Raw genomic sequence first — 21,615 nt, forward strand, 5'->3', positions numbered from 1 at the left:
TTCGCATTTCGGGATATCCCGCAGCCACTTATCTCCATTAGGGTGGAAGCATGGCAAAGCAGATGTCCGAAGCGAAATTCCCCATCCGGTTGACCGGGCAGCCGCTCGGTTTTGCGGAACTTCTGGTGATCGGCGATGGCCGCGCCTCCGTCAGCGCCGAGCCGGACGGCATGGCACGTGTTCGAGCAGCAAGAGCCGTGCTTGAACAGGCGATCGCCGACGGCATGCCGGTCTACGGGGCGACGACCGGCGTCGGCGCGATGAAGGATATCGAATGGTCGAGCGACGAACTGGACCAGTTCAATCTCGGCCTGGTGCGCGCCCACCATTTCGGAACCGGCGATCCATTTCCGACAGAGGTGGTGCGCAACGCTATTGCAATGCGGGTCAACACGGCGCTGACCGGCTATGTCGGCTGCACGACGGAGCTGGTGGAGAGTTATCTGGCACTCCTGGAAGCAGACGTCATTCCCATCGTTCGTCGAACCGGTTCGATCGGTTGCGCCGATATCGGGTTGATGGGGCAGATAGGCGCCGTTCTGACTGGTGTCGGGGAAGCCGTCTATCGGGGCAGAAGGATGCCGGCGGAAGAGGCTTTCAAGGCAGCGGGCCTGAGCTCCCAGCGGATGGCACCCCGCGACGGTCTCGCCTCGCTGAGCGTCAATTCGGTCAGTTTCGCCGCAGCTGCCCGGATCATGCGTGGAGCCGCCGGCGCCTTGCGCGTGCTGCTGGCTACAGGCCTCACCGCAGCCGGCGCCATGGGTGCGTCCCGCGATCCCTGGCTCGCCGTCACCCATGTGGGCACGCCGCGCGAGGCGATGATCGGCTCCTGGCTGCTCAATGCCTCGCAGGGCTGGGCGTGGCCAAGCGGCACCCATGTGCAGGACCCGCTCAGTCTTCGAATGATCCCGCAGGTTTTCGGCGCAGTGTTCGAAAGCGTGTTGACGTCCGGCCACAAGATCCTCGCGGCGACCGGACGCTCCGACGACAATCCGGTGATCGCCGACGGTCGGGTGCTTACATCCGGTGGATCGCTGCCGCTCGATGTGACCGTGCTGATGGAATCGGCTGTACTGTGCATGGCGCATGCGGCGCGTAATTCCTTCAACCGCTGCGTCCTTCTGGGCAACGGCCAGCGGCGTGACCTGCCGGTCAATCTGGTGCCGCCCGGTGCGATCGCCACCGGCTTCGGGCCGATCATCAAGCTTGCCGGCGATATCTATTCGCGGGTTCTTTCGATGAGCAATCCGGTTTCGGCACAGTCAATCGTCGTTGCCGGCGGCATGGAGGACGAGGCAGCCTTCCTGCCGCTTGTGGTAGAACGCTTCGAGCGACAGGTCCGGGCTGTGAGACGTCTCGCGGGACTGGAGGCGCTGCTGGCTGCACAGGCGATGGATTTGCATGGCGACGAGCCGGGCGGCGCAGTGGGGCTTATCTACGAGGTGGTACGCAAACACGCGGCATTCTATACCATTGATCGCGCGCTTTCCGCCGAGGTGGAAGCGATCGAGGAGGAACTTGCTTCCGACGCCTTCCTGGCAAAGCTGATCGCGATCTCGCCCATTCACGCGATCGACGATTTCTTCGCGCTCGGCGGTTTCGGCATGCAGGCAATCAAGACGTGAACGGATTTCGACCGTAAAGCCTAGGTTTCCCGGCCTTTTGCCATTTCCGCACCACTACCCTGTCTTGATTCCGCCGGTTTCTTCATACCTCTTTAAGGAATACATTCCTCTTCCCGGAGATTGCCGATGGCCTTGGGTCCTACGCAACGCCTGAAGGACGGTGTCGCAGCCGTCGAAACCATGACCCGTTTCGCGCTTGCCGTTCTGGCGCTGGCGTCTGGCGTCTACACCTATCTAGGCGTCCGCTCGATCCTCGACGGATCGCCGACCGGCGTGTTTTTTGCCGCGATCATCTATTCGGTTTCGGTCTCGGTCGGCATCTATGCCTTCTGGTCCTATATGGCGCGCTTCTACCCGCATATCACCAGCCGGACCGGCAAGACCGCGATGCTGTTCGTGATGGCATGCGGTGCGGCGATGATCCTTGCCATGTCGAGCTGGCTGAATGCTGCGGCCCTTGCCGGCTCTGCCGCCGTCGAGCAGCACCTTTCGGAAACAGTCGAAGGTTACGCCGCAGATCTGGACCGCGCCCACCAGAACACGCTTGCCGTTCAGAGCCTTTTGCCGGACATCCAGCGCGCCTCGGAGCGGTTTACCCAGCTTGCCGCCGTCGAGCGGCAATCCGGCTCGCTGACCGGCACGACGGGTTCGGGGAGCGTCGTGCAGCTTCTGACCCAGATGTCGGGGCAGATGAGATCGCTCGAGGCCAATATCAACGGTTCGCGCGAGCAGGTGGCGGAGCTTTTCGAGCAGGGGCAGAAGCGGCTGGAAACGATGCGTTCGCTGATCTCGGCACCCGGCCTGATCGCGCCGCGCGCCGACCAGTTTTCGACCGAAGCGGTGGCGCTGACCGGCGTCATCAGTTCGCTCGCCCAGACATCGATTGCCCCATCGATCCGCCGCGCGGCAGATGATCTCTCGCTCGGCTTCATTGCGCCTGTCGCCGATGGCAGCGATGCCAATCTGGTCAACCGGCAGGATCAGGTGATGGCGACGGTCAGAGCCTCTGTTGCCGCACAGTCGAAGGCACTTGCCAAGGCCGCAGACGAAATCCTTTCGCGCGCGCCGGTGACCGAGCGTCGCTTCGTGCCTTTGTCTTCGGCTGAAGCCGTGTTGCATTATGCCGAAGACTTCATTCCCGCCTGGGCCGGAGCGATCTCGATTGATCTTCTGCCGGGCGTGATGGTCTTCATTCTCGCCGTCGCCCACGCTTCGATCCGCCGCCAGGAGGAGAAACTGCCCTATGCCGAGCGCATTACCGCGGCAGAACTGATGCGGGCGCTGGAAATCCAGCGCGCGCTTTCGGCCAATGGCGTCGATCTGGAGGCTGCCGTCGCGAGAGCTGAGGAGGAGAACAAGGCGGAAGGCGAAGGCACAGCCGAAGAGCCGAACAATATTACCAATCTCGACCCGCGCTCGCGCGGCAGGGACAGGCTGCATGACGATCGGTGAGGCCATCCGCCGGATCGACGACGGCGTGCTGATGCGCTGCGTATTCTATATGCTGCTCGCGGCCTCCGCGACCTTTCTGGTGATCGATGTGCGCGAGATCGCAACTGCGAGCGCGGAACTGCCGGGTTTCGACCCGATGCATGACGATCAGCCCGTGCTGCCGCCTGCCCTGACGGACGGGCGCCCCGCTGCCCCACCGGTCGAGCCCGCCAGCCCGAGCGAAGTTCTGCGCAAGGCGATGACCTTCGACCTCAAATCCGGCGGCGTGCTGATGGCGGAAGGGACGATCGATCCGGGTGCGGCAGGACGGTTTGCGCAGGAAATCGAGGCGCGCGGGGAATATGTGAAGACCGTACAGCTGAACTCGCCGGGCGGTTCGGTGGATGACGCGATTGCGATGTCAAAACTCATCCGCGAGAAGAAGCTGCAGACCCGGGTCGCTTCACGCGGGCTTTGCGCCTCGTCCTGCCCGATCGCCTTTTCCGGCGGCACCGAGCGTATCGCGGAAAACGATGCCGTCGTCGGTGTGCATCAGGTGTTCAACGGCAGCCGCGAGCGGCCAACGGCTGAACAGGCGATGTCGAGCGCGCAGTCGACGACCGCGCGGGTTGCCCGGCATCTGGAAGACATGGGCATCGGCTCCGGTCTGTGGCTGCATGCGCTGGAGACGCCACCCGACCGACTCTATTACCTGAGCGCAAAGGAAATGGCGGATTTCAAGCTGGTCACCCAGCCGATCCGGGCTGTCCGGACCAACGGATAGCAATGGCTTTTATCTAGCCTTGCGACAGCTAAGGAAGTAGGCCGTCTGTCCGGCAACCAGAGCGAGCGCCAACATGATGCCGGTAAAGGTGATGACCGCCGACCAGCCGCCGGCGCTCCAGAATTTTCCGCCGATCGAACCGGCAATGCTGGAGCCCAGATAATAGGCCAGAAGATAAAGCGAGGAGGCATGCCCCTTGTTGGCTCCGGCCAGACGCCCGATGAGAGCGCTTGCGACCGCATGGGCCATGAAGAAACCCGCCGTCAGCATGGCGATACCGAGAATGATGAGGATGAGCGGCGATGCCAGCGTGGTCATCAGCCCGGCAAACATCAGGATGATACCCGCCATCATTACCTGAAACTGGCCGAAACGGTCGCTCAGCGTGCCGCCGACCCATGACGAGCCGACACCACACAAATAGGCGGTGAAGATCAGGCCAAGTTCGGTCTGGTTGAGGTGATAGGGTTCGACCACCAGCCGGAAGCCGGAATAGTTGTAGATGGTGACGAAGGAGCCCATCAGCAGGAAGCCGATGAGAAATAGCAGTGCCAGCGGGCCTTTCCTGACGTGGCCGAGCCAGGCCGAGACGTGATGGCTGGCGCTGGAACGGCGCGGCTTGAAGTTGCGCGACGGCGGCAACATAGTGAAGAAACCGATGGCAGCCGCGATGCCGAAAGCGCCGATGACGGCCAGAGCCACGCGCCAAGACAGATACTCGGCGAGAATGCCAGTGAAGACGCGCCCAGACATGCCGCCCAGCGCGTTGCCGGCGATATAGAGGCCCATCGCGGCGCCGATGCCCTTGGGATCGATCTCTTCCGACAGATAGGCCATGGCAACGGCCGGGACGCCACCGAGCAGCAAGCCCTCCAGCGCGCGGATCACGAGGATGAGGTTCCAGCTCGGCATGATGGCGCAGGCAAGCGTGCAGAGCGAGGCCCCCATCAGCGAACAGAACATCAGGCTGCGACGACCGAAACGTTCGGAGATCGCGGCGGCACAGAAGATGGCCAGCGCAAGCAGGCCCGTCGACAGTGACAGCGACAGCGAACTCATGGCCGGGCTGACCTTGAACTCGTCGGCAAAGATCGGCATCAGCGGCTGTACGCAATAGAGCAGCGCAAAGGTCGAGTAACCGGACATGAAAAGTGCCAGGCTAGCCTTTCGGTAGCCTGGCGTACCGCGCGTCAGATATTGTTTGGGAGGATCAGACTGAGGCGGGGCAATCGTGGGTTCTAGAGTATCGATTTCGGAAGCTAAAGGACGGCTGGCGGCGGCGGACGGCATGATAAAAAAGACCTTCTGGAATACCCCGAATCTAGCCAGCATGCGTTCATGTGTCCAATATATGGAGGACGCGTTCGTGATAGGTTTTAGATATGGAGCTTCGACATCTTCGTTATTTCGTCGCCGTCGCGGAAGAACTGAATTTCACCAGGGCAGCGGCAAAACTCGGCATCGGCCAACCGCCGCTCAGCCAGCAGATTCGTGACCTCGAAACGGAGATCGGCTCGCAGCTGTTTCACCGGGTGGCGCATGGCGCAGAACTTACGGCGGCTGGTATCGCATTTCTTGCAGAGGCCAGGATCTCGCTTGCGGCGGCGGATCACGCAAAACTTGCGGCGCAAAGAGCCGCGCGTGGCGAAACGGGGCGTCTGACGCTCGGTTTTACGGCTTCGGCGACGTTCAACCCGGCCGTGACGACCATCATCCGGCAGTTTCGGGCGCGATGGCCGGAGGTCGCCCTGTCGCTGATCGAGATGAACAGCAACTGGCTGATGGAAAAGCTCTCAAGAGGTGAACTTGACGTCGCCTTCATTCGGCCGGGGCTGGAGGATCCGAAGGACGTGCGACTGAAACGCATGGCGGACGAACAGATGCTGGTGGCGCTTCCTGCCAGTCACCCGCTTGCGGCACAAAGCCGCGTGAAGCTCGCAAGTCTTGCCGGCGAGCCTTTCATCATCTTTCCGCGCAATATGGGCCTTAGTCTCTATACCGACATCCTGCAGGCCTGCAAGGAAGCCGGTTTCGAGCTGACGGTGACACAGGAAGCCCCTCAAATCCCTTCGGTCGTCAATCTGGTCGCGGCGGGCCTTGGCGTGTCGATCGTGCCCAAATCACTTGCCAAGATCGAAATCGACGGCGTCGTGTTTCGACCGATAGAAGGGCCGCCGCTGGTGGCGCGACTGGGGATCGCCGTGATGAAGGAACAACGATCCCCAATCGCACTCAATCTTTTCGGGCTTGTTCAGGCGAGCTAATCAGCTTTGCTTGATCTCGCGCTCGCAGAAGGTGATGCGGTTGCTGAACGGGTCGATGACAGTGACCTCCAGTCCCCAGTCCGCCTGCTCCAGCCCCGGCCGCATATAGGGGTAGTTCTTGCCGATCAGCTCTTTCTGGAAGGCGGCCGCCCCCGACATGGGCACGAATACGCGCGCGCCGGGCGAGGCGTCACCGGCATGTTCGGAGAGATGGATCAGCATGCCGCTGCGCGACATCTGGCAATAAAGCGGTGCAGTGGGCGCGAAGCGATGTTCCCAATCCACGGCAAAGCCGAGGAAATCCCGATAGAATTCCATCGCCTTCGTCACATCGAAAATGCGGAAGATCGGGATGGCGGGCTGGATGGAGATCGGATCTTTTCGCTCCGTCGGTACTGCCGCATCGATCTTTTCGGCAAGAACATTCCAGTCGTCATAGCCGAACTGGGCCGAGACCAGTTCCAGCGCCTTGCTGTGGGAGAGTTCGACATTCTGTTCGGCAAGCGCCTCGCGCAGGCTTTTTGCCATCAGTTTTGCATCGCGGAAATCGCGCATGACATCATCCTTTCAACGGACGAACGGCCAAATCAGTGCCCGCATTGCTGATCCGTTCGTCATCATTGACCGGATGGTCGAGGATGATGGTCGGTGGATGCATTCACCATGGCTGGAAGCCGCGGGCGGCTGGCCGCATCCGGCCACGCGAATTGGTAACGCAGCGGATTGTCGCAGGCAAGTGAATCCGCAGCCGTTCACCACTTGATGGAAAGGCGATTGCAACTTTGAGGACAAGGTCTTAGCTTCCGGGCACTTCAATGGCAGGCAAGACTATGGAACTCTCCGGCAAGCGTATTCTCCTCATCATCTCGGGCGGCATCGCGGCCTATAAGAGCCTCGACCTGATCCGCCGGCTGCGCGAGCGCGGAGCGGAGGTGCTGCCACTGATGACGAAATCGGCGCAGGAATTCGTCACGCCGCTTGCCGTCGGCGCGCTGTCTTCAGGCCATGTCTATACCGAACTGTTTTCGCGCGAAGACGAGCAGGATGTCGGGCACATCAGGCTGGCGCGCGATTGCGACCTCGTTCTGGTGGCACCCGCCACGGCGAACCTGATGGCGAAGATGGCGCTTGGCCTGGCCGACGATCTGGCGAGCACCGTTCTGCTTGCGACCGACCGGCCGGTTCTCGTAGCACCCGCCATGAACCCGAAAATGTGGAATGCGGCTCCAACCCGCCGCAATGTCGAGGTTCTCCAGCGGGACGGGATTTCCTTCATCGGCCCGATGGCAGGTGAAATGGCGGAAAGCAATGAGGCAGGTATCGGGCGAATGGCCGAACCGCTGCAGATTGCGGCCGCGGTTATCGATCTTCTCGATAGTGGAGCAAAGCCGCTTGAAGGCCGAACCGCAATCGTTACGTCCGGCCCGACTCATGAACCGATCGACCCGGTACGCTACATTGCCAACAGATCTTCCGGCCGCCAGGGGCATGCTATTGCCGCAGCGCTGGCAAAGCTCGGCGCAAAAGTTACGCTGGTTTCCGGCCCGGTGACGATCCCCGATCCGGAAGGCGTGACGACCGTTCATGTGGAGACGGCAAGCGAGATGCTGGAAGCCGTGACGTCGCAATTGCCCGCGGATATTGCTGTCATGGTGGCGGCCGTTGCGGACTGGCGCGTGGTTTCTTCCGCCGACCAGAAGATCAAGAAACAGCCGGGCGAGGCCCCTTCCCCGCTGCAGCTGGCGGAAAATCCGGATATTCTGAAAACCGTCGGCCACCATGCGAAGCGCCCGAAGCTCGTTGTCGGCTTTGCGGCCGAAACGCAGAATGTCGAGGCAAACGGCCGCGCCAAGCTGGAGCGCAAGGGCGCCGACATGATCGTCGCCAACGACGTTTCGCCGGAAACCGGCGTGATGGGCGGCGATAGAAACCGCGTGAAGATCATTTCAGCTCAGGGCATCGATGAATGGCCCGATCTTGCAAAAGATGAGGTTGCCGGACGGCTGGCGGCACTGATCGCTTCCAAGCTGCAGAGCTAAGGAGGAGCGAAAACCATGAACCTGTTCACCCGCAGAGGCTTCGACGCCTTCGTGAAGACATTGCCGGGAACCACATTCGTCAACCAGTGGGACGGCCATGTCGCCAAGGTGGGCGACAAGGTGTTCACGCTTCTGAGCGAGGGCGACGAGGCGCGGATCGTGGTGAAGTGTTCAGAGGAAAGTTTCGAGATCCTGACGGCGCTCGACGGGATCGGCCAGGCACCCTATTTCGCCAAGCGCAAATGGGTGGAGATCAAGGCGAGCGCGCCGCTTTCCGAGGAAGAACTCGTGCACTACGTGACCCGCTCCTACGAGCTGGTGGCTGCCGGACTGACGAAGAAACTGCGGCTGGAACTTGGGATCACGCTACCCGTGGCGTGAAGATCAGGCGGCCTCGGCGAGCAGCTTCGGCTGAAACAGCAGCGCCTGCATACCATCCGTGCAGACCTTGACGGCGCTGCCATCCGGGATTTCCACCCAGGTATCGGCCTCGTCGTTCAACGGTTCGGAGACGAGGCAATAACCGCTTTTGGCTCCTGCCGGGCCGGCCATAGGTGCTGCATAAAGCGTCGGCGGCTTGTGATCGGTGGCGTAACGCACGGCATAAAGCTGCTTGCCGTCAGAGAAACAAGCGGTAAAGCGCACCAGTGCCTCGCCGGATTTTTCCATCGACAGCGCCTCGACCGTGGCCACGGCCTTTTCCATTGCGCCCAGCGGATCGGCATCGAGGCCGAACTGCAGCGCGAGCAGGAAGATCATTTCGCTATCGGTCGTGCCGGTTCGGGCGCTGAACAGATCATCGGAGAGCATGCTTTCCAGACGGCGGCGAATGCGATCGAAATTGGCGATCTGGCCGTTATGCATGAACGACCAGTGGCCGTGAACGAAGGGATGACAGTTGTCGCGCCGGGTTGCGCCCGTTGTTGCTGCGCGGACATGAGCGAGGAAAAGCGATGAACGGATCTGCCTTGCGAGGCTCCTCAGATTGCAGTCGGACCAGGCGGGCAGAACATCGCGGTAACGCCCCGGCTCAGGCCTGTCGCCATACCAGGCGATGCCGAAACCATCTCCGTTTGTGGCCGTCTTGGCGCGGGTTGCACAATGGGATTGCTCTATGAGGGAATGGGCGGGTGATGAAACAAGCTCTTCCAGATAAAGCGGTTCGCCTCGATAGGCAGCCCAGCGGCACATGGATTTTTTAACTCCGATAGAGATCGCGGCCAAACGTGGCGCATTGAGAGGAGGGTCGGGTTATTCGCCTAATGAAAAGTTAAGCTAACAGTATTCGTGACGGAAATGCGACGGGCGAAACTTCACGTTTTGCAACGCACATTAAGACTGTTGTGTGCAGGCAACGCTTTTCGGCTTGCCCGCACGGTACCGTACAGACCGCCCCATTTGCGGCCATTCCGTGGCATCAAGGGTTGCCGATGTTCCACCTCGGCCTAGATAAGAACCCATGTCGCAACAAGCAAATCCACGTGAAGCCCGGGATTCTTCCGGTTTCACACCATCCGGAGCAGTGGTTTCGGGTCTTCTCAGAGACTTCGACCGATGGGCACTGTTCCTTGATATCGACGGGACGCTTATCGATCTGGCAGCCACGCCTGACGGGATCGTCGTTCCACCTAATCTCCCCACCACTCTTCACACGATCTCTAAAAAGCTCGGTGGCGCTCTGGCGCTGGTGACAGGTCGCGCCCTGCCTTATGCCGACCGGCTTTTCGAACCCTACCGATTTCCGATCGCGGGCCTTCATGGCGCTGAACGACGGATGTCGGATGGCCTCATAGAGCGTGTCACCGCGACACCGGAATTCGAAGTGCTGAAGGAACGCCTTGCGACAGAGGCCGCAGGACTGGACGGCGTGCTGATCGAGGACAAGGGGGCCGCAATCGGCGCGCATTACCGACAGGCCCCGCAGCTTCAGGCCCAGCTTGAAGCGCTGATGGAACGCGCCGCCATCGATGCAGGCAGCGACTTCATTTTGCAGCGCGGCAAGATGGTGATCGAACTTCGCCCGGCGCGAGCCAGCAAGGGTGAAGCCGTACGACACTTCCTCAGCGAACCCTGTTTTGAAGGCCGCTTACCGGTTGCGATCGGTGACGATCTGACCGACGAAGCCATGTTTGCGACCGCCAATGCGCTTGGCGGGCTGTCGATCAGAATCGGCGAGGCGACCCTGCCTGACGGAAAAACCACGCAGGCGGCGATGCTTATCTCTTCCGCAGCCGAGCTGCGCGATATTCTGGCTGGTCTTTCTCGATAATGCGCCGGCTGTACTTCATCATTGGAAGGAATTTAATTTGAGCCGCCTTGTGGTCGTTTCGAACCGTGTCACCGTTCCAAAAAAGGCTGGCGATGCGCCGGCCGGCGGTCTTGCCGTTGCCTTGCAGGCGGCGCTCGAAGAGCGCGGCGGCATTTGGATGGGCTGGTCCGGCAATTCGAGCGGCGAACGTGAGCCGGAAAAACTGGATATCCGCGAGCATGGCAACATCACCTATGCGCTGACGGATCTGACGGATACGGATGTCGAGGAATATTACCACGGTTTTGCCAACCGGGTGCTCTGGCCAATCTGCCATTACCGGCTGGACCTTGCGGAATATGGCCGCAAGGAAATGGCCGGTTATTTCCGCGTCAACCGTTTCTTCGCCCACAAGCTGGCGCCGCTTCTGAAGGAAGACGACATCATCTGGGTGCATGACTACCACCTGATCCCGCTTGCTTCCGAACTGCGGCAGATGGGCTTCAAGAACAAGATCGGGTTCTTCCTGCACATCCCCTGGCCGCCGGCAGATGTGCTTTTCGCCATGCCGGTGCACGAACAGATCATGCGCGGACTGTCGCAATATGATCTCGTCGGTTTCCACACGGATTTCGATCTCGACAATTTCGGCGGCGGACTGGTGCGCGAGGGAATTGGCGAACGTCTGGAGGGAGGCAATAAATTCTCCACCTATGGCCGGACCTTTAAGGGCGGCGCCTATCCGATTTCCATCGAGACCGAAGCCTTTTCCAAATATGCGGTGAAGGCATCGCGCAATACGATGGTGAAGAAAGCCAAGGAAAGCATCGAGGGCCGCGATCTCATCATCGGCGTGGATCGGCTGGATTATTCCAAGGGCATTACCCAGCGTATCGATGCGTTCGAACAGTTCGTGCGGCTGAACCCGGCCTACCAGAACAAGGTCACCTATCTGCAGGTCACGCCAAAATCGCGATCCGAGGTTCCGGAATACGAGCAGATGCAGCGCACGGTCGCCGAGCAGGCAGGTCGCGTCAACGGCGCTCTCGGCCAGGTGGACTGGACGCCGATCCGCTATGTGAACCGGTCCGTACCACGACCTCTTTTGGCCGGCCTCTATCGCCTTGCCAAGATCGGGCTCGTCACGCCGCTGCGCGACGGCATGAACCTTGTCGCAAAGGAATATGTCGCGGCGCAGGACCCGGAAGATCCGGGCGTTCTGGTTCTCTCCCGTTTCGCCGGCGCCGCCCGCGAACTGACAGGCGCGCTGCTGGTCAATCCTTACGATATCGAAGGGACGGCGCATGCGATCGCACGTGGTCTCAGCATGTCGCTCGACGAGCGCAAGCAGCGGTGGGAAAAGATGATGAACCACCTGCTCGAATACGACATCAACCGCTGGTGCGACGATTTCCTCAAGGACCTGACAGCGGATTAAACGAGCCCGACCTGGCTAGGAAAGGCTGTCACTTTTCTTGCCAAGGGCGAGACGCTAAAGCTCTGGCATGTTCCAGCTAGAGCAAGCCGCCACATTCGAGCAGATCATCAAGAAAAGCCGGTTCCTCGCGATCGCGCTTCCCGTTGCGAACGAAGAGGAAGCGAAGGCAGCCCTCGCGACGCATTCCGATGCCGACGCCAACCATAATTGCTGGGCATGGCGGACCGGTGCGGCCTATCGGTTTTCCGATGACGGGGAGCCGAGCGGTACGGCGGGCAAACCTATACTGGCTGCAATCGACGGCCAGTCGCTGACCAATGTCGTGGTGATCGTCACCCGCTGGTTCGGCGGGATCTTGCTCGGTAGCGGAGGTCTTGTGCGCGCCTATGGCGGCACGGCGGCGGGTTGCCTGAGAAACGCGCCGATGATCGAGCTGAAACCTTCCGTCGAAGGGCTTGTGCGTGTCGAGTTCTCTGATCTGGCGCGCGTGAAGGCGCGGCTTCAGGCGATCGCGGACCTTGCGATTGCCGAGGAGCAGTTTACCGCAACCGGAGCCGACCTGCATCTTCGGGTTCCAGAGACAGAAATCGAAACCGTATCACGGCTTGTCTTTGACCTCACGAGCGGCAGGTCGGAGCTGAAGATCGATTGATCGGGATCACGCCGCCTTGGCGACGTGATATTCCTTGATGGCGGCCATCTTGATCGAAGGATAACGTTCGGCCTCGTAACGCAGCGAAAACGCATCCTGCGCCAGGAAAACCGGGTCGCCATCGAGGTCGCGGGCGATATCGCCGCGCTTGACGGTGATGAATTTTTCCATGTCAACCTTGTTGTCCGACGAAACCCAGCGGCAGACCGAGAAGCGCGACATTTCGAAACTGACCGGCAGGCTGTATTCCGCCGAAAGCCGTTCCTTCAAGACGTCGAGCTGCAGCGCGCCGACCACGCCGACAATAGCGGGCGAGCCGTCTTCCGGCTGGAAGAGCTGCACGACGCCCTCTTCCGCCATCTGCTGCAGGGCTTCCTTGAGCTTTTTCGCCTTCATCGCATCGCCCAGCCGCACGCGGCGGAGGATTTCCGGCGAGAAGTTAGGAACACCCTGGAAGACCAGCGATTCACCTTCGGTCAGCGTGTCACCGATACGCAGCGTGCCGTGGTTCGGAATGCCGACCACGTCACCGGCATAGGCCGTATCAGCGATATGGCGCTGGGAAGCGAAGAAGAACTGCGGTGCCGTGAGGCCCAACTGCTTGCCGGTGCGGGCAAGCCTGGCCTTCATGCCGCGTTCAAGCTTGCCGGAGCAGATGCGGGCAAACGCGATACGGTCGCGATGGTTCGGGTCCATGTTGGCCTGGATCTTGAAGACGAAGGCCGTCATCTTGTCTTCGGCGGCATGAACGGTGCGGATATCAGCAACCTGGTCGCGCGGCGGCGGGGCGAAATCACCCAATGCGTTGATCAGATCGCGAACACCAAAATTGCGGAGCGCCGAACCGAAGAAGACCGGCGTCATGTGGCCTTCGAGAAAGGCCTGACGATCAAACGGGCGGCAGGCTTCGAGCGCGAGTTCCACTTCTTCGACGAAGGCCGCGCGCTCGTTTTCCGGCAGACGGTCGGCGACCGCCTGCGGACCGTTGACGGAGATGGAATCTTCGCTATCGGGACCGCGAACCTTGTTTTCGGCAAGATGATAGGAGCCGCAGAAGCTTTTGGAGCGGCCGATCGGCCAGGTGATCGGGGCGGTATCCAGCGCCAGCTTTTCCTCGACTTCATCGAGGACCTCGAAAATGTCGCGGCTTTCGCGGTCCATCTTGTTGACGAAGGTGATGATCGGGATATCGCGCATGCGGCAGACTTCGAAAAGTTTCAGCGTCCGCGGCTCGATACCCTTGGCGGCATCGATGACCATGATGGCGGCATCCACCGCCGTCAGCGTGCGATAAGTGTCGTCGGCGAAGTCTTCGTGACCCGGCGTATCGAGGATATTGAAGACCTTGTCGTTATATTCGAAGGTCATCACCGAGGTGACGACCGAGATGCCGCGCTCGCGCTCGATCTTCATCCAGTCGGACCGCGTCTGGATGCGATCCTTCTTCGCCTTGACCTCACCGGCGAGCTGGATGGCGCCGCCGAACAGAAGCAGCTTTTCGGTCAGCGTCGTCTTGCCCGCGTCCGGGTGGGCGATGATCGCAAATGTACGGCGGCGGGAAACCGCCTCTGCCAGAGTTTCGGCCATGTCAGCAACAATCCTTCGAGTTGCCGCGTATCTAGCGACTTAGTGGATAAGTTTCAATTCGTGTTTGACCCCGGCGACTATCACCGGGCTAATGAGGAGATGAACGCTCACACTTCTTCTTCGCCCAAGCTCAATCTCATCCGCCTAGAAAATGGCGATGGACTGGACCTGCCCTCCTATGAAACCGCCGGTGCGGCAGGCATGGATCTTCGTGCGGCGGTGGCCGAGGCCGAGCCCATGACGCTTGCACCGGGAAAACGGGCACTCGTGCCGACCGGCTTCATTTTCGAGATCCCGGCCGGTTATGAGGCGCAGATTCGCCCCCGCTCCGGTCTAGCGTTCAAGAACGGCATTACCTGCCTCAATACGCCCGGTACGATCGACAGCGATTATCGTGGCGAAGTGAAGGTGCTGCTGATCAATCTCGGTGAGCAAGACTTCATCATTAGTCGCGGAATGCGGATTGCCCAGATGGTAATCGCGCCGGTAACGCAGGTGCGCGTGGCCGAGATCAGCGACGTGACCGAAACCGTGCGCGGTGCAGGCGGCTTCGGTTCGACCGGGGTCTGACGCCGCTTTCCGGCCGCGCCAGCATTGATAGCTGTCAAGATTGCCTCTTTTGCAGCATGCGATTGCGCCACGCCGCCTGTCGGGAGAAGAATATTTCGCCTTTTTTCGATGCGACAAGACAAATTCATCCTCGCCTCTTTCTCCATCGGACACTATTTTCGGTCACCTGTTCTAGTGGAGAAACGACAATGTCGGACAAGAAGCCGGGCCGCGGCCGGATCTATTCCTCGATCACCGAAACGATCGGCGATACGCCGCTCGTAAAGCTGGACAAGCTGGCGAAGGAAAAGGGCGTGAAGGCCACGATCCTCGCCAAGCTCGAATTCTTCAACCCGATTGCCTCCGTCAAGGACCGTATCGGCGTCGCGATGATCGAGAGCCTGGAAGCACAGGGCAAGATCGCGCCGGGCAAGACGACGCTTGTCGAGCCGACTTCGGGTAATACGGGTATTGCGCTTGCCTTTGCGGCAGCCGCCAAGGGTTACAAGCTGATCCTGACCATGCCGGAAACCATGTCGGTCGAGCGACGCAAGATGCTGGCGCTTCTCGGCGCCGAACTCGTTCTGACCGAAGGTCCGAAGGGCATGAAGGGCGCGATCGCCAAAGCCGAAGAGCTGGCCGCCACGCTGCCCGATGCAATCATTCCGCAGCAGTTCGAAAATCCCGCCAATCCGGAAATCCACCGCAAGACAACGGCCGAGGAAATCTGGAACGATACCGACGGCAAGGTAGATATCTTCATCGCCGGTATCGGCACCGGCGGCACGATTACCGGCGTCGGTCAGGTGCTGAAGGGCCGCAAGCCTGACGTCAAGGTGATTGCCGTCGAGCCGAAGGAATCTCCGGTCCTTTCCGGCGGCGAGCCAGGTCCGCACAAGATCCAAGGCATCGGTGCAGGCTTTGCGCCGAAAATCCTCGATACGAAAATCTATGACGAGATCGTCACGGTTGCGAGCAACGACGCATTGGAGACCGCCCGCCACGTGGCCGCCCTTGAAGGCGTGCCGGTCGGCATCTCTTCCGGTGCCGCGTTGAAGGCTGCCATCGAAGTCGGCAGCCGTACGGAAAACGCCGGCAAGACAATCGTCGTCATCATCCCTTCCTTCGCCGAGCGTTATCTCTCGACCGCGCTGTTCGACGGGCTGGGCGGCTAAGTCGCCTTACTCAAGCCGCCGCGATGGCCAGCCGCTCGCTGGCCATACGGTAGGAAATCGCTTCCGCCAGATGCAGCCGGCCGACGGTCGGCTTGCCGTCGAGATCGGCGAGCGTGCGGGCCACTTTCAGCACCCGATGGTATCCGCGGGCGGAGAATTTCAGTTTCTCCGCCGCATCCCTCAGCAATTGCAGGCCAGATGGATCAGGCTCGGCCACCTTCTCGATGAGTGCCGTGGAGCAGCGTGCATTGGTGAGCGGCCCCGACAGACCTGCCGCGAGATAACGATCCTGCTGCAGTTCTCTCGCTGCATGAACGCGTCTGGCGACATCGGCACTGCTTTCCGCCGGTGCCGGCCTGATCAAGTCAGAAGCCGACACTGCCGGCACATCGATGCGGATATCGATACGATCCATCAGCGGGGCGGAGATACGCGCCTGATAATCGGCGGCACAGCGCGGACCTCTGGCGCAGGAATGGCCGGCCTCACCCGCCATGCCGCAGCGGCAGGGGTTCATCGCCGCAATAAGCTGGATGCTGGCCGGATAAGAAACACGGTGATTGGCGCGGGCGATGACGCATTCGCCGGTCTCCAGTGGCTGGCGCAGAGCATCCAGCACCTGAGGTGAGAATTCGGGGAATTCGTCGAGGAACAGAACTCCGTGATGGGCAAGTGAGGCCTCGCCCGGTTTTGCCCGCAGGCCGCCCCCGACCAGCGCCGCCATGGTCGCCGAATGATGAGGCGTGCGATAGGGTCGACGATCCGAAAGCTTTCCGCCCGAAAGCTGGCCGGCGATCGAGTGAATCATCGAGACTTCCAGCAGTTCGGCTGCCGAAAGCGGCGGGAGGATAGAGGGAAGTCGTGCCGCCAGCATCGACTTGCCGGAACCAGGCGGACCAACAAAAAGTAGATTATGTCCGCCAGCCGCCGCGACTTCCAAGGCACGCTTGGCGCTTTCCTGTCCCTTGATCTCGGCCAGATCCGGCAGATTGGCCGGCAGAGCGCGGATTGCCGGTTGCGGACGCGAGATGACCTGCGTGCCGCGAAAATGATTGGCGAGCGCGATCAGGCTGCGCGGGGCGATAATATCAACATCCGGCCCTGCCCATGCTGCTTCCGCACCACTGTCTGCCGGGCAGATCAGGCCCTTGCCGACGGCATTGGCGCTGATTGCCGCCGGTAGCGCACCGGCAACCGCTGCCAGCGTGCCATCCAGGTTCAGTTCGCCGATGACGACATGATCGGAAACAGCATCACCCGGAATGGCGCCAAGTGCAGTCATCAAGCCAAGCGCGATGGCAAGGTCGAAATGCGACCCTTCCTTGGGCAGGTCGGCAGGCGCAAGATTGACCGTTACCTTTTTCGCCGGCATGGCGAGGCCGGACGCGTGCAGTGCGGCCTGCACCCGCTCGCGGCTTTCTGCAACCGCCTTATCCGGCAGGCCAACGATATGCATGCCCATCTTGCCCGGGCCGACCATGACCTGTACGTCGACGGGAACACCTTCTATGCCCTGGAATGCAATGGTACTGACGCGTGAAACCATGCCAATCGCTCCCACAGATCATGTCCGGAACGACGGCCCTGCCCCCACGGCTTGCCTTCGCCCCAATACAACCATAAGCTGACACGGCGCGAAAATTTAAACAAGAACAAAAATCGAACAAACTAAACAAAAAAGGCGCCCGGTCAGGCGCCTCTCTGTCGAATCAAAGACTAAACTCAGTTGAGCTTGGCTTCGATCGCATCCCACATCAGGCTTGCGACATCGGCTCCGCCGAATTTCTTCACTTCGCGGATGCCTGTCGGCGAAGTTACGTTGATTTCGGTCATGTAGTCGCCGATCACGTCGATGCCGACGAAGATGAAGCCGCGCTCGCGCAGAGCCGGTCCGATACGGGCGCAGATTTCCTTTTCACGCGTCGTTAGTTCGGTAGGCTCGGCGCGGCCGCCGACATGCATGTTGGAGCGGCTGTCGGTTTCGGCCGGCACGCGGTTGATCGCGCCCACCGGCTCGCCGTCAACGAGAAGGATACGCTTGTCGCCCTTGCGCACCTCTTTCAGATAGCCTTGAGCGATATAGGGCTCGCCGCGATACATCTGGCCGAACATTTCCAGAAGCGAGGTGAAGTTGCGGTCGTCGTGGGCGGAATGGAAGACGCCGGCGCCGCCATTGCCGTAAAGCGGCTTGAGGATGATATCGCCCAGTTCCTGACGGAAGGCTGCGATTTCTTCGGGATCACGCGAGATCAGCGTCGGCGGCATCAGGTCGGCGAATTCGGTGACGAAGATCTTTTCCGGCGAATTGCGCACCCAAGCCGGGTCGTTGACGACGAGCGTCTTCGGGTGGATGCGCTCCAGAAGATGCGTGGAAGTAATATAGCCCATGTCGAAGGGCGGATCCTGACGCAGAAGCACGACGTCCATCTGCGAGAGATCCACACGCTGCCTTTCGCCGAGGGTGAAATGATCGCCCTTGATGTCGCGCACCTGCAGCGGCTCGACGGCCGCAAAGATCTTGCCGTCGCGCATGGTCAGGCGATCGGGCGTGTAATGGAAAAGCTCGTAGCCGCGCGATTGCGCCTCCAAGGTCATTGCGAAGGTGGAATCGCCAGCAATGTTGATGCTGGAAATATGGTCCATCTGGATTGCGACCTTGCGAACATGCGCCATGAGTTTCGTCCCCGATAAAGATGCCGCCTGAATTTGGGCTTGCCTGATTTAGGATGGCATAGGCCCGAAAGCAATGCGGCCGGGAACAATCCCGACCGCACAGATTAAACTCATCGGCATCCGGCCGTTCAGGCGACCGGTTCGGCCACTGCGGCAGGGGCCTTGGCGGGCACGGAAGCCTCCAGTCGCTTGCCTGTTTCGGCATCAAAGAAATGCAGTTTGGACGGGTCGATTGCGATCCGCATATCATTCGTGATTTCGGCTTCGCCGGAGAGCGCGATCGTAACGGCCTGATCACCGACAAGGCCATGGGCCAGACGCTGGGAGCCGAGTTCCTCGACATATTCGACGGTAAAGGGCATGCCTTCAGCCGACGACACCACGCGCAGGTCTTCGGCGCGCAGGCCGACCGTGACGGCACCAGAAGTGGGGGCGTAGCCGTTGAGCGAAATCTGCGACGGGCCGATCGCGAGCCTGTCGCTCTGCAGTTCCGCTTTCACGAGGTTCATCGCCGGAGAGCCGATGAAGCTTGCAACGAAGGTGGAGGCCGGGGTGTGATAGACATCCAGCGGGGAGCCGACCTGTTCAATCTGTCCACCGTTCAGCACGACGAGGCGATCGGCAAGCGTCATCGCTTCCAGCTGGTCGTGGGTGACGTAGATGGAGGTCGTGCCGAGGCGGCGTTGCAGGCGCTTGATTTCACCGCGCATGGAGACGCGCAGCTTGGCATCGAGGTTCGACAGCGGCTCGTCGAAGAGGAAGGCGGCCGGCTTGCGGACGATGGCGCGACCCATGGCGACGCGCTGACGCTGGCCACCGGAGAGCGCACGCGGCTTGCGATCGAGATACTGGGTGATTTCCAGCATGCGGGCAGCTTCATTGACGCGCGCGTCGATCTCGACCTTCGGCGTCTTGCGGTTCTTCAACCCGTATTCGAGGTTCTGGCGCACCGTCATATGTGGGTAGAGCGCATAGTTCTGGAACACCATGGCGATATCGCGGTCGGCCGGCTCGACCTCGTTGACCACACGGTCACCGATCTTCACCGTGCCTTCGGAAATGGCCTCCAGGCCTGCGACCATGCGCAGAAGCGTGGATTTGCCACAACCCGAAGGGCCGACCAGGACGATGAACTCACCGTCCTTTATGTCGAGATTGATGTCGGAGACGGCACGCACGCCGCCATTATAGATCTTGCCAACGCTGCTGATGTCGATCGCGGCCATTGTTATCGTTCCTTACTTGTCGCTTTCGGTCAGGCCCTTGATGAACCAGCTCTGGAAAATTACCACGATTGCCACGGGCGGGAGCATGGCGAGAACCGCCAGGGCAAATGCCTCGTTGTAATCGGGAATGTTCGAGCCGACCCAGACCTGCAGGATGGATTTGATGCCGCGCATCAGGGTGAAGAAGCTTTCATCCGTCGTCATCATCATCGGCCAGAGATACTGGTTCCAGCCATAAACGAACATGATGATGAAGATGGCGGCGATCATGGTGCGCGAGATCGGCACCAGGATGTCGATGAAGAACTTGAAGGGACCTGCGCCATCGATGCGGGCTGCTTCCAACAGTTCTTCCGGCACGGACTTGAAGAACTGGCGGAAGTAGAAGGTGCCGGTGGCGGACGCCAGGAGCGGCACGATCAGGCCCGTGTAGCTGTTCAACAGGCCGAGGTTCGACATGACCTGATAGGAGGGCATGATGCGCACTTCGAGCGGCAGAAGCAGGGTGGTGAAGATCACCCAGAAAGAGAGCGTCGCCATGGGGAAGCGGAAATAGACGATGGCATAGGCGGCCATCATCGACAGAACGATCTTGCCTGCGGCAAAACCGATGCCGAGGATCAGCGAATTCATCACCATGCGGGCGCCGGTGATATCGCCGGTAAAGCCGCCCTTCTGCGTCAGCACCTTTTCATAGGTGGCAATGAAATTGTCACCCCAGGCGAGCGACAAGCCGTTCATGTGGATGTCGGCCGCCGTGTGGGTCGAGGTCATAAAGGCGACCACGACTGGCATGCAGAGAAACAGCGAGCCAAGGATGAGGACGAGATGATCGGAAAACTTGGTGCGATACATGGTCTGTCCTCTCAATTGTAGTGGACGCGCCGCTCGATGAAGCGGAACTGGAAAATGGTGAGGACAAAGACGACGATCATCAGGATAACCGACTGGGCCGAGGATCCGCCGATATCATTGCCGCGGAAACCATCGGCATAGACCTTGTAGACCAGCGTGACCGGGTTGTTGGCGGGCTTGTCCTTGACCATGACGTCGATGATGCCGAACGTGTCGAACAGCGCATAGGTGACGTTGATCGTCAGCAGGAAGAATGCGGTCGGCGCCAGAAGCGGCAGGATGACGGTCCAGAACCGGCGCAGGCCCGAGCGGCAGTCGATCATCGCCGCTTCGCGCACGGAGACCGGAACATTCTGCAGGCCCGAGAGGAAGAAGATGAAATTATAGGGGATCTGCTTCCAGACGGCGACAACCGTCATGGCGAAGGCCGTGTCGTAATAGTTCAGGCCCACCTGCATGTGCCAGCCGAAATAAGACATCATCTTCACGAAAGGACCGACATGCTGGTCGAAGATCATCATGCCGATCAGGCCCGAAACGGGCGCTGCAATGGCGTAGACGGCGATCAGCAGCGTCTTGTAGGTCGAGGCCCCGCGGATGACGCGATCGGCCTTGACGGCGAGCAGCAATCCCAGCGAGAGCGACAGGAAGGTGACGAGCACAGTGAAGACGGCGGTAAACAGCGCGATCGACTGATATTCGGAGCTGAAGATCACATCGGTGTAATTGCTCAAGCCCACGAATGTCGAGCCGAAGCCAAACGGGTCCTCGAGGTAAAAGGACGAGCTCACCGCCTGGACCGAGGGCCAGTAGAAAAAGATGAAGATTACCGCGAGCTGCGGAAACAGGAACAGATAGGGCAGAACGGGCGAGGTGAACTGCACACGCTTCATTTCTTCTGCTGCGACGGCAGGCTTCTTGCTGCGTGCGTTCCCCCGGTAACCGAGGCGGGACAGGAAACCGCCGGGTTGCGGTTGTGACGTCGTATAGGCCACGAGTTCTCCCCTTTCTTGCAATTACAAAAGAGCCCGCCCGCCCTTGAAAAGAGCGGACGGACCATGATGGGAGA

At 60.4% G+C, this 21,615-nt stretch carries 21 protein-coding genes; 12 read left to right on the top strand and 9 right to left on the bottom strand.

What is annotated here, in order from left to right:
* The first annotated feature begins 50 nt into the window (after nucleotides 1–50).
* The 3 genes from ACI3K0_RS11320 to ACI3K0_RS11330 all read left to right on the top strand — a co-directional run bounded on the left by ACI3K0_RS11320 (nucleotide 51) and on the right by ACI3K0_RS11330 (nucleotide 3,840).
* The gene (locus tag ACI3K0_RS11320; RefSeq protein ID WP_246435973.1) at nucleotides 51–1,625 is read left to right on the top strand and encodes an aromatic amino acid ammonia-lyase; all 1,575 of its coding nucleotides are present in this window, start codon (nucleotides 51–53) and stop codon (nucleotides 1,623–1,625) included.
* A 126-nt stretch (nucleotides 1,626–1,751) separates the two neighbouring features.
* Entirely contained in the window at nucleotides 1,752–3,077 is a 1,326-nt protein-coding gene (locus tag ACI3K0_RS11325; RefSeq protein WP_183823619.1) for a hypothetical protein, read from the top strand.
* Nucleotides 3,064–3,840: an ATP-dependent Clp protease proteolytic subunit gene (locus ACI3K0_RS11330; RefSeq protein ID WP_183823621.1), complete on the top strand. Its 777-nt coding sequence runs from the start codon at nucleotides 3,064–3,066 to the stop codon at nucleotides 3,838–3,840. The genes ACI3K0_RS11325 and ACI3K0_RS11330 overlap by 14 nt, the downstream gene beginning before the upstream one ends.
* Nucleotides 3,841–3,849: 9 nt before the next feature.
* On the opposite strand, the gene ACI3K0_RS11335 is transcribed toward ACI3K0_RS11330, so the two are convergent.
* On the bottom strand, nucleotides 3,850–5,130 hold the full coding sequence (locus tag ACI3K0_RS11335; RefSeq protein ID WP_183824120.1) for an MFS transporter: 1,281 nt from the start codon (nucleotides 5,128–5,130) through the stop codon (nucleotides 3,850–3,852).
* Nucleotides 5,131–5,222: 92 nt separating this feature from the next.
* Here ACI3K0_RS11335 and ACI3K0_RS11340 point away from each other — a divergent pair, with 92 nt between their 5' ends.
* Entirely contained in the window at nucleotides 5,223–6,104 is an 882-nt protein-coding gene (locus ACI3K0_RS11340; RefSeq protein WP_183823624.1) for a LysR family transcriptional regulator, read from the top strand.
* Here the strand turns inward: ACI3K0_RS11340 and ACI3K0_RS11345 are convergent, their stop codons facing one another.
* Nucleotides 6,105–6,659 carry a glyoxalase superfamily protein gene (locus ACI3K0_RS11345; protein ID WP_183823626.1) on the bottom strand — a complete coding sequence of 185 codons (555 nt, stop codon included), beginning with the start codon at nucleotides 6,657–6,659 and terminating at the stop codon, nucleotides 6,105–6,107.
* Between ACI3K0_RS11345 and ACI3K0_RS11350 the strand changes: the two genes are divergently transcribed.
* The 3 genes from ACI3K0_RS11350 (at nucleotide 6,658) to ACI3K0_RS11360 (ending at nucleotide 8,524) form a co-directional block, all read left to right on the top strand.
* Nucleotides 6,658–6,867 (top strand): hypothetical protein, encoded by a 210-nt coding sequence (locus ACI3K0_RS11350; RefSeq protein ID WP_404945331.1) that lies wholly within the window; start codon nucleotides 6,658–6,660, stop codon nucleotides 6,865–6,867. The two genes, ACI3K0_RS11345 and ACI3K0_RS11350, sit on opposite strands and share 2 nt — an antisense overlap.
* Before the next feature lie 67 nt (nucleotides 6,868–6,934).
* Nucleotides 6,935–8,143 carry a bifunctional phosphopantothenoylcysteine decarboxylase/phosphopantothenate--cysteine ligase CoaBC gene (gene coaBC / locus ACI3K0_RS11355; protein ID WP_183824122.1) on the top strand — a complete coding sequence of 403 codons (1,209 nt, stop codon included), beginning with the start codon at nucleotides 6,935–6,937 and terminating at the stop codon, nucleotides 8,141–8,143.
* A 15-nt stretch (nucleotides 8,144–8,158) separates the two neighbouring features.
* The gene (locus ACI3K0_RS11360; protein WP_183823630.1) at nucleotides 8,159–8,524 is read left to right on the top strand and encodes an MmcQ/YjbR family DNA-binding protein; all 366 of its coding nucleotides are present in this window, start codon (nucleotides 8,159–8,161) and stop codon (nucleotides 8,522–8,524) included.
* A 3-nt stretch (nucleotides 8,525–8,527) separates the two neighbouring features.
* Here ACI3K0_RS11360 and ACI3K0_RS11365 read toward each other — a convergent pair whose 3' ends face one another.
* Nucleotides 8,528–9,334 carry a class II glutamine amidotransferase gene (locus tag ACI3K0_RS11365; RefSeq protein ID WP_183823632.1) on the bottom strand — a complete coding sequence of 269 codons (807 nt, stop codon included), beginning with the start codon at nucleotides 9,332–9,334 and terminating at the stop codon, nucleotides 8,528–8,530.
* 268 nt (nucleotides 9,335–9,602) lie between these two features.
* On the opposite strand from ACI3K0_RS11365, the gene otsB reads away from it, so the two are divergent.
* The 3 genes from otsB (at nucleotide 9,603) to ACI3K0_RS11380 (ending at nucleotide 12,481) form a co-directional block, all read left to right on the top strand.
* On the top strand, nucleotides 9,603–10,412 hold the full coding sequence (gene otsB / locus ACI3K0_RS11370; protein ID WP_148146025.1) for a trehalose-phosphatase: 810 nt from the start codon (nucleotides 9,603–9,605) through the stop codon (nucleotides 10,410–10,412).
* A gap of 37 nt (nucleotides 10,413–10,449) precedes the next feature.
* Nucleotides 10,450–11,829, top strand: coding sequence for an alpha,alpha-trehalose-phosphate synthase (UDP-forming) (gene otsA, locus ACI3K0_RS11375; protein WP_148146026.1), 1,380 nt, complete (start codon nucleotides 10,450–10,452; stop codon nucleotides 11,827–11,829).
* Nucleotides 11,830–11,896: 67 nt separating this feature from the next.
* Nucleotides 11,897–12,481: a YigZ family protein gene (locus tag ACI3K0_RS11380; protein WP_183823634.1), complete on the top strand. Its 585-nt coding sequence runs from the start codon at nucleotides 11,897–11,899 to the stop codon at nucleotides 12,479–12,481.
* Nucleotides 12,482–12,487: 6 nt separating this feature from the next.
* On the opposite strand, the gene ACI3K0_RS11385 is transcribed toward ACI3K0_RS11380, so the two are convergent.
* Nucleotides 12,488–14,068 carry a peptide chain release factor 3 gene (locus tag ACI3K0_RS11385; RefSeq protein ID WP_148146028.1) on the bottom strand — a complete coding sequence of 527 codons (1,581 nt, stop codon included), beginning with the start codon at nucleotides 14,066–14,068 and terminating at the stop codon, nucleotides 12,488–12,490.
* Between the two features lie 99 nt (nucleotides 14,069–14,167).
* Between ACI3K0_RS11385 and dut the strand changes: the two genes are divergently transcribed.
* Both dut and cysK read left to right on the top strand, forming a co-directional pair.
* On the top strand, nucleotides 14,168–14,638 hold the full coding sequence (gene dut, locus ACI3K0_RS11390; RefSeq protein WP_183823636.1) for a dUTP diphosphatase: 471 nt from the start codon (nucleotides 14,168–14,170) through the stop codon (nucleotides 14,636–14,638).
* Between the two features lie 188 nt (nucleotides 14,639–14,826).
* Entirely contained in the window at nucleotides 14,827–15,792 is a 966-nt protein-coding gene (cysK, locus tag ACI3K0_RS11395) for a cysteine synthase A (protein ID WP_183823638.1), read from the top strand.
* 10 nt (nucleotides 15,793–15,802) lie between these two features.
* On the opposite strand, the gene ACI3K0_RS11400 is transcribed toward cysK, so the two are convergent.
* From ACI3K0_RS11400 to ACI3K0_RS11420, 5 genes are all read right to left on the bottom strand, one after another.
* Nucleotides 15,803–17,338, bottom strand: a complete 1,536-nt coding sequence (locus tag ACI3K0_RS11400; protein ID WP_183823640.1) for a YifB family Mg chelatase-like AAA ATPase — start codon at nucleotides 17,336–17,338, stop codon at nucleotides 15,803–15,805.
* A gap of 176 nt (nucleotides 17,339–17,514) precedes the next feature.
* Nucleotides 17,515–18,465: a glutathione synthase gene (gene gshB, locus ACI3K0_RS11405; RefSeq protein ID WP_404945332.1), complete on the bottom strand. Its 951-nt coding sequence runs from the start codon at nucleotides 18,463–18,465 to the stop codon at nucleotides 17,515–17,517.
* A 128-nt stretch (nucleotides 18,466–18,593) separates the two neighbouring features.
* A complete protein-coding gene (locus ACI3K0_RS11410; RefSeq protein ID WP_404945333.1) occupies nucleotides 18,594–19,691 on the bottom strand; it encodes a sn-glycerol-3-phosphate import ATP-binding protein UgpC in 1,098 nt (365 codons plus the stop codon).
* 12 nt (nucleotides 19,692–19,703) lie between these two features.
* Nucleotides 19,704–20,546, bottom strand: a complete 843-nt coding sequence (locus tag ACI3K0_RS11415; protein ID WP_183823646.1) for an ABC transporter permease subunit — start codon at nucleotides 20,544–20,546, stop codon at nucleotides 19,704–19,706.
* Between the two features lie 11 nt (nucleotides 20,547–20,557).
* The gene (locus tag ACI3K0_RS11420; protein ID WP_343062424.1) at nucleotides 20,558–21,541 is read right to left on the bottom strand and encodes an ABC transporter permease subunit; all 984 of its coding nucleotides are present in this window, start codon (nucleotides 21,539–21,541) and stop codon (nucleotides 20,558–20,560) included.
* Nucleotides 21,542–21,615 lie beyond the last annotated feature (74 nt).

This window comes from Rhizobium sp. ZW T2_16 (assembly GCF_044987325.1).
Lineage (GTDB): Bacteria > Pseudomonadota > Alphaproteobacteria > Rhizobiales > Rhizobiaceae > Neorhizobium > Neorhizobium cellulosilyticum.

Excerpts from the sequence above, each read along its gene's own strand:
- ACI3K0_RS11360 (WP_183823630.1), top strand. The coding sequence starts at position 8,159 with ATGAACCTGTTCACCCGCAGAGGCTTCGACGCCTTCGTGAAGACATTG.
- cysK (WP_183823638.1), top strand. The coding sequence starts at position 14,827 with ATGTCGGACAAGAAGCCGGGCCGCGGCCGGATCTATTCCTCGATCACC.
- ACI3K0_RS11410 (WP_404945333.1), bottom strand. The coding sequence starts at position 19,691 with ATGGCCGCGATCGACATCAGCAGCGTTGGCAAGATCTATAATGGCGGC.
- otsB (WP_148146025.1), top strand. The coding sequence starts at position 9,603 with ATGTCGCAACAAGCAAATCCACGTGAAGCCCGGGATTCTTCCGGTTTC.
- coaBC (WP_183824122.1), top strand. The coding sequence starts at position 6,935 with ATGGAACTCTCCGGCAAGCGTATTCTCCTCATCATCTCGGGCGGCATC.
- ACI3K0_RS11340 (WP_183823624.1), top strand. The coding sequence starts at position 5,223 with ATGGAGCTTCGACATCTTCGTTATTTCGTCGCCGTCGCGGAAGAACTG.
- ACI3K0_RS11345 (WP_183823626.1), bottom strand. The coding sequence starts at position 6,659 with ATGCGCGATTTCCGCGATGCAAAACTGATGGCAAAAAGCCTGCGCGAG.
- ACI3K0_RS11350 (WP_404945331.1), top strand. The coding sequence starts at position 6,658 with ATGACATCATCCTTTCAACGGACGAACGGCCAAATCAGTGCCCGCATT.
- ACI3K0_RS11400 (WP_183823640.1), bottom strand. The coding sequence starts at position 17,338 with ATGGTTTCACGCGTCAGTACCATTGCATTCCAGGGCATAGAAGGTGTT.
- ACI3K0_RS11320 (WP_246435973.1), top strand. The coding sequence starts at position 51 with ATGGCAAAGCAGATGTCCGAAGCGAAATTCCCCATCCGGTTGACCGGG.
- dut (WP_183823636.1), top strand. The coding sequence starts at position 14,168 with ATGAACGCTCACACTTCTTCTTCGCCCAAGCTCAATCTCATCCGCCTA.
- ACI3K0_RS11330 (WP_183823621.1), top strand. The coding sequence starts at position 3,064 with ATGACGATCGGTGAGGCCATCCGCCGGATCGACGACGGCGTGCTGATG.
- gshB (WP_404945332.1), bottom strand. The coding sequence starts at position 18,465 with ATGGCGCATGTTCGCAAGGTCGCAATCCAGATGGACCATATTTCCAGC.
- ACI3K0_RS11415 (WP_183823646.1), bottom strand. The coding sequence starts at position 20,546 with ATGTATCGCACCAAGTTTTCCGATCATCTCGTCCTCATCCTTGGCTCG.
- ACI3K0_RS11380 (WP_183823634.1), top strand. The coding sequence starts at position 11,897 with ATGTTCCAGCTAGAGCAAGCCGCCACATTCGAGCAGATCATCAAGAAA.
- ACI3K0_RS11385 (WP_148146028.1), bottom strand. The coding sequence starts at position 14,068 with ATGGCCGAAACTCTGGCAGAGGCGGTTTCCCGCCGCCGTACATTTGCG.
- ACI3K0_RS11365 (WP_183823632.1), bottom strand. The coding sequence starts at position 9,334 with ATGTGCCGCTGGGCTGCCTATCGAGGCGAACCGCTTTATCTGGAAGAG.
- ACI3K0_RS11325 (WP_183823619.1), top strand. The coding sequence starts at position 1,752 with ATGGCCTTGGGTCCTACGCAACGCCTGAAGGACGGTGTCGCAGCCGTC.
- ACI3K0_RS11335 (WP_183824120.1), bottom strand. The coding sequence starts at position 5,130 with ATGCCGTCCGCCGCCGCCAGCCGTCCTTTAGCTTCCGAAATCGATACT.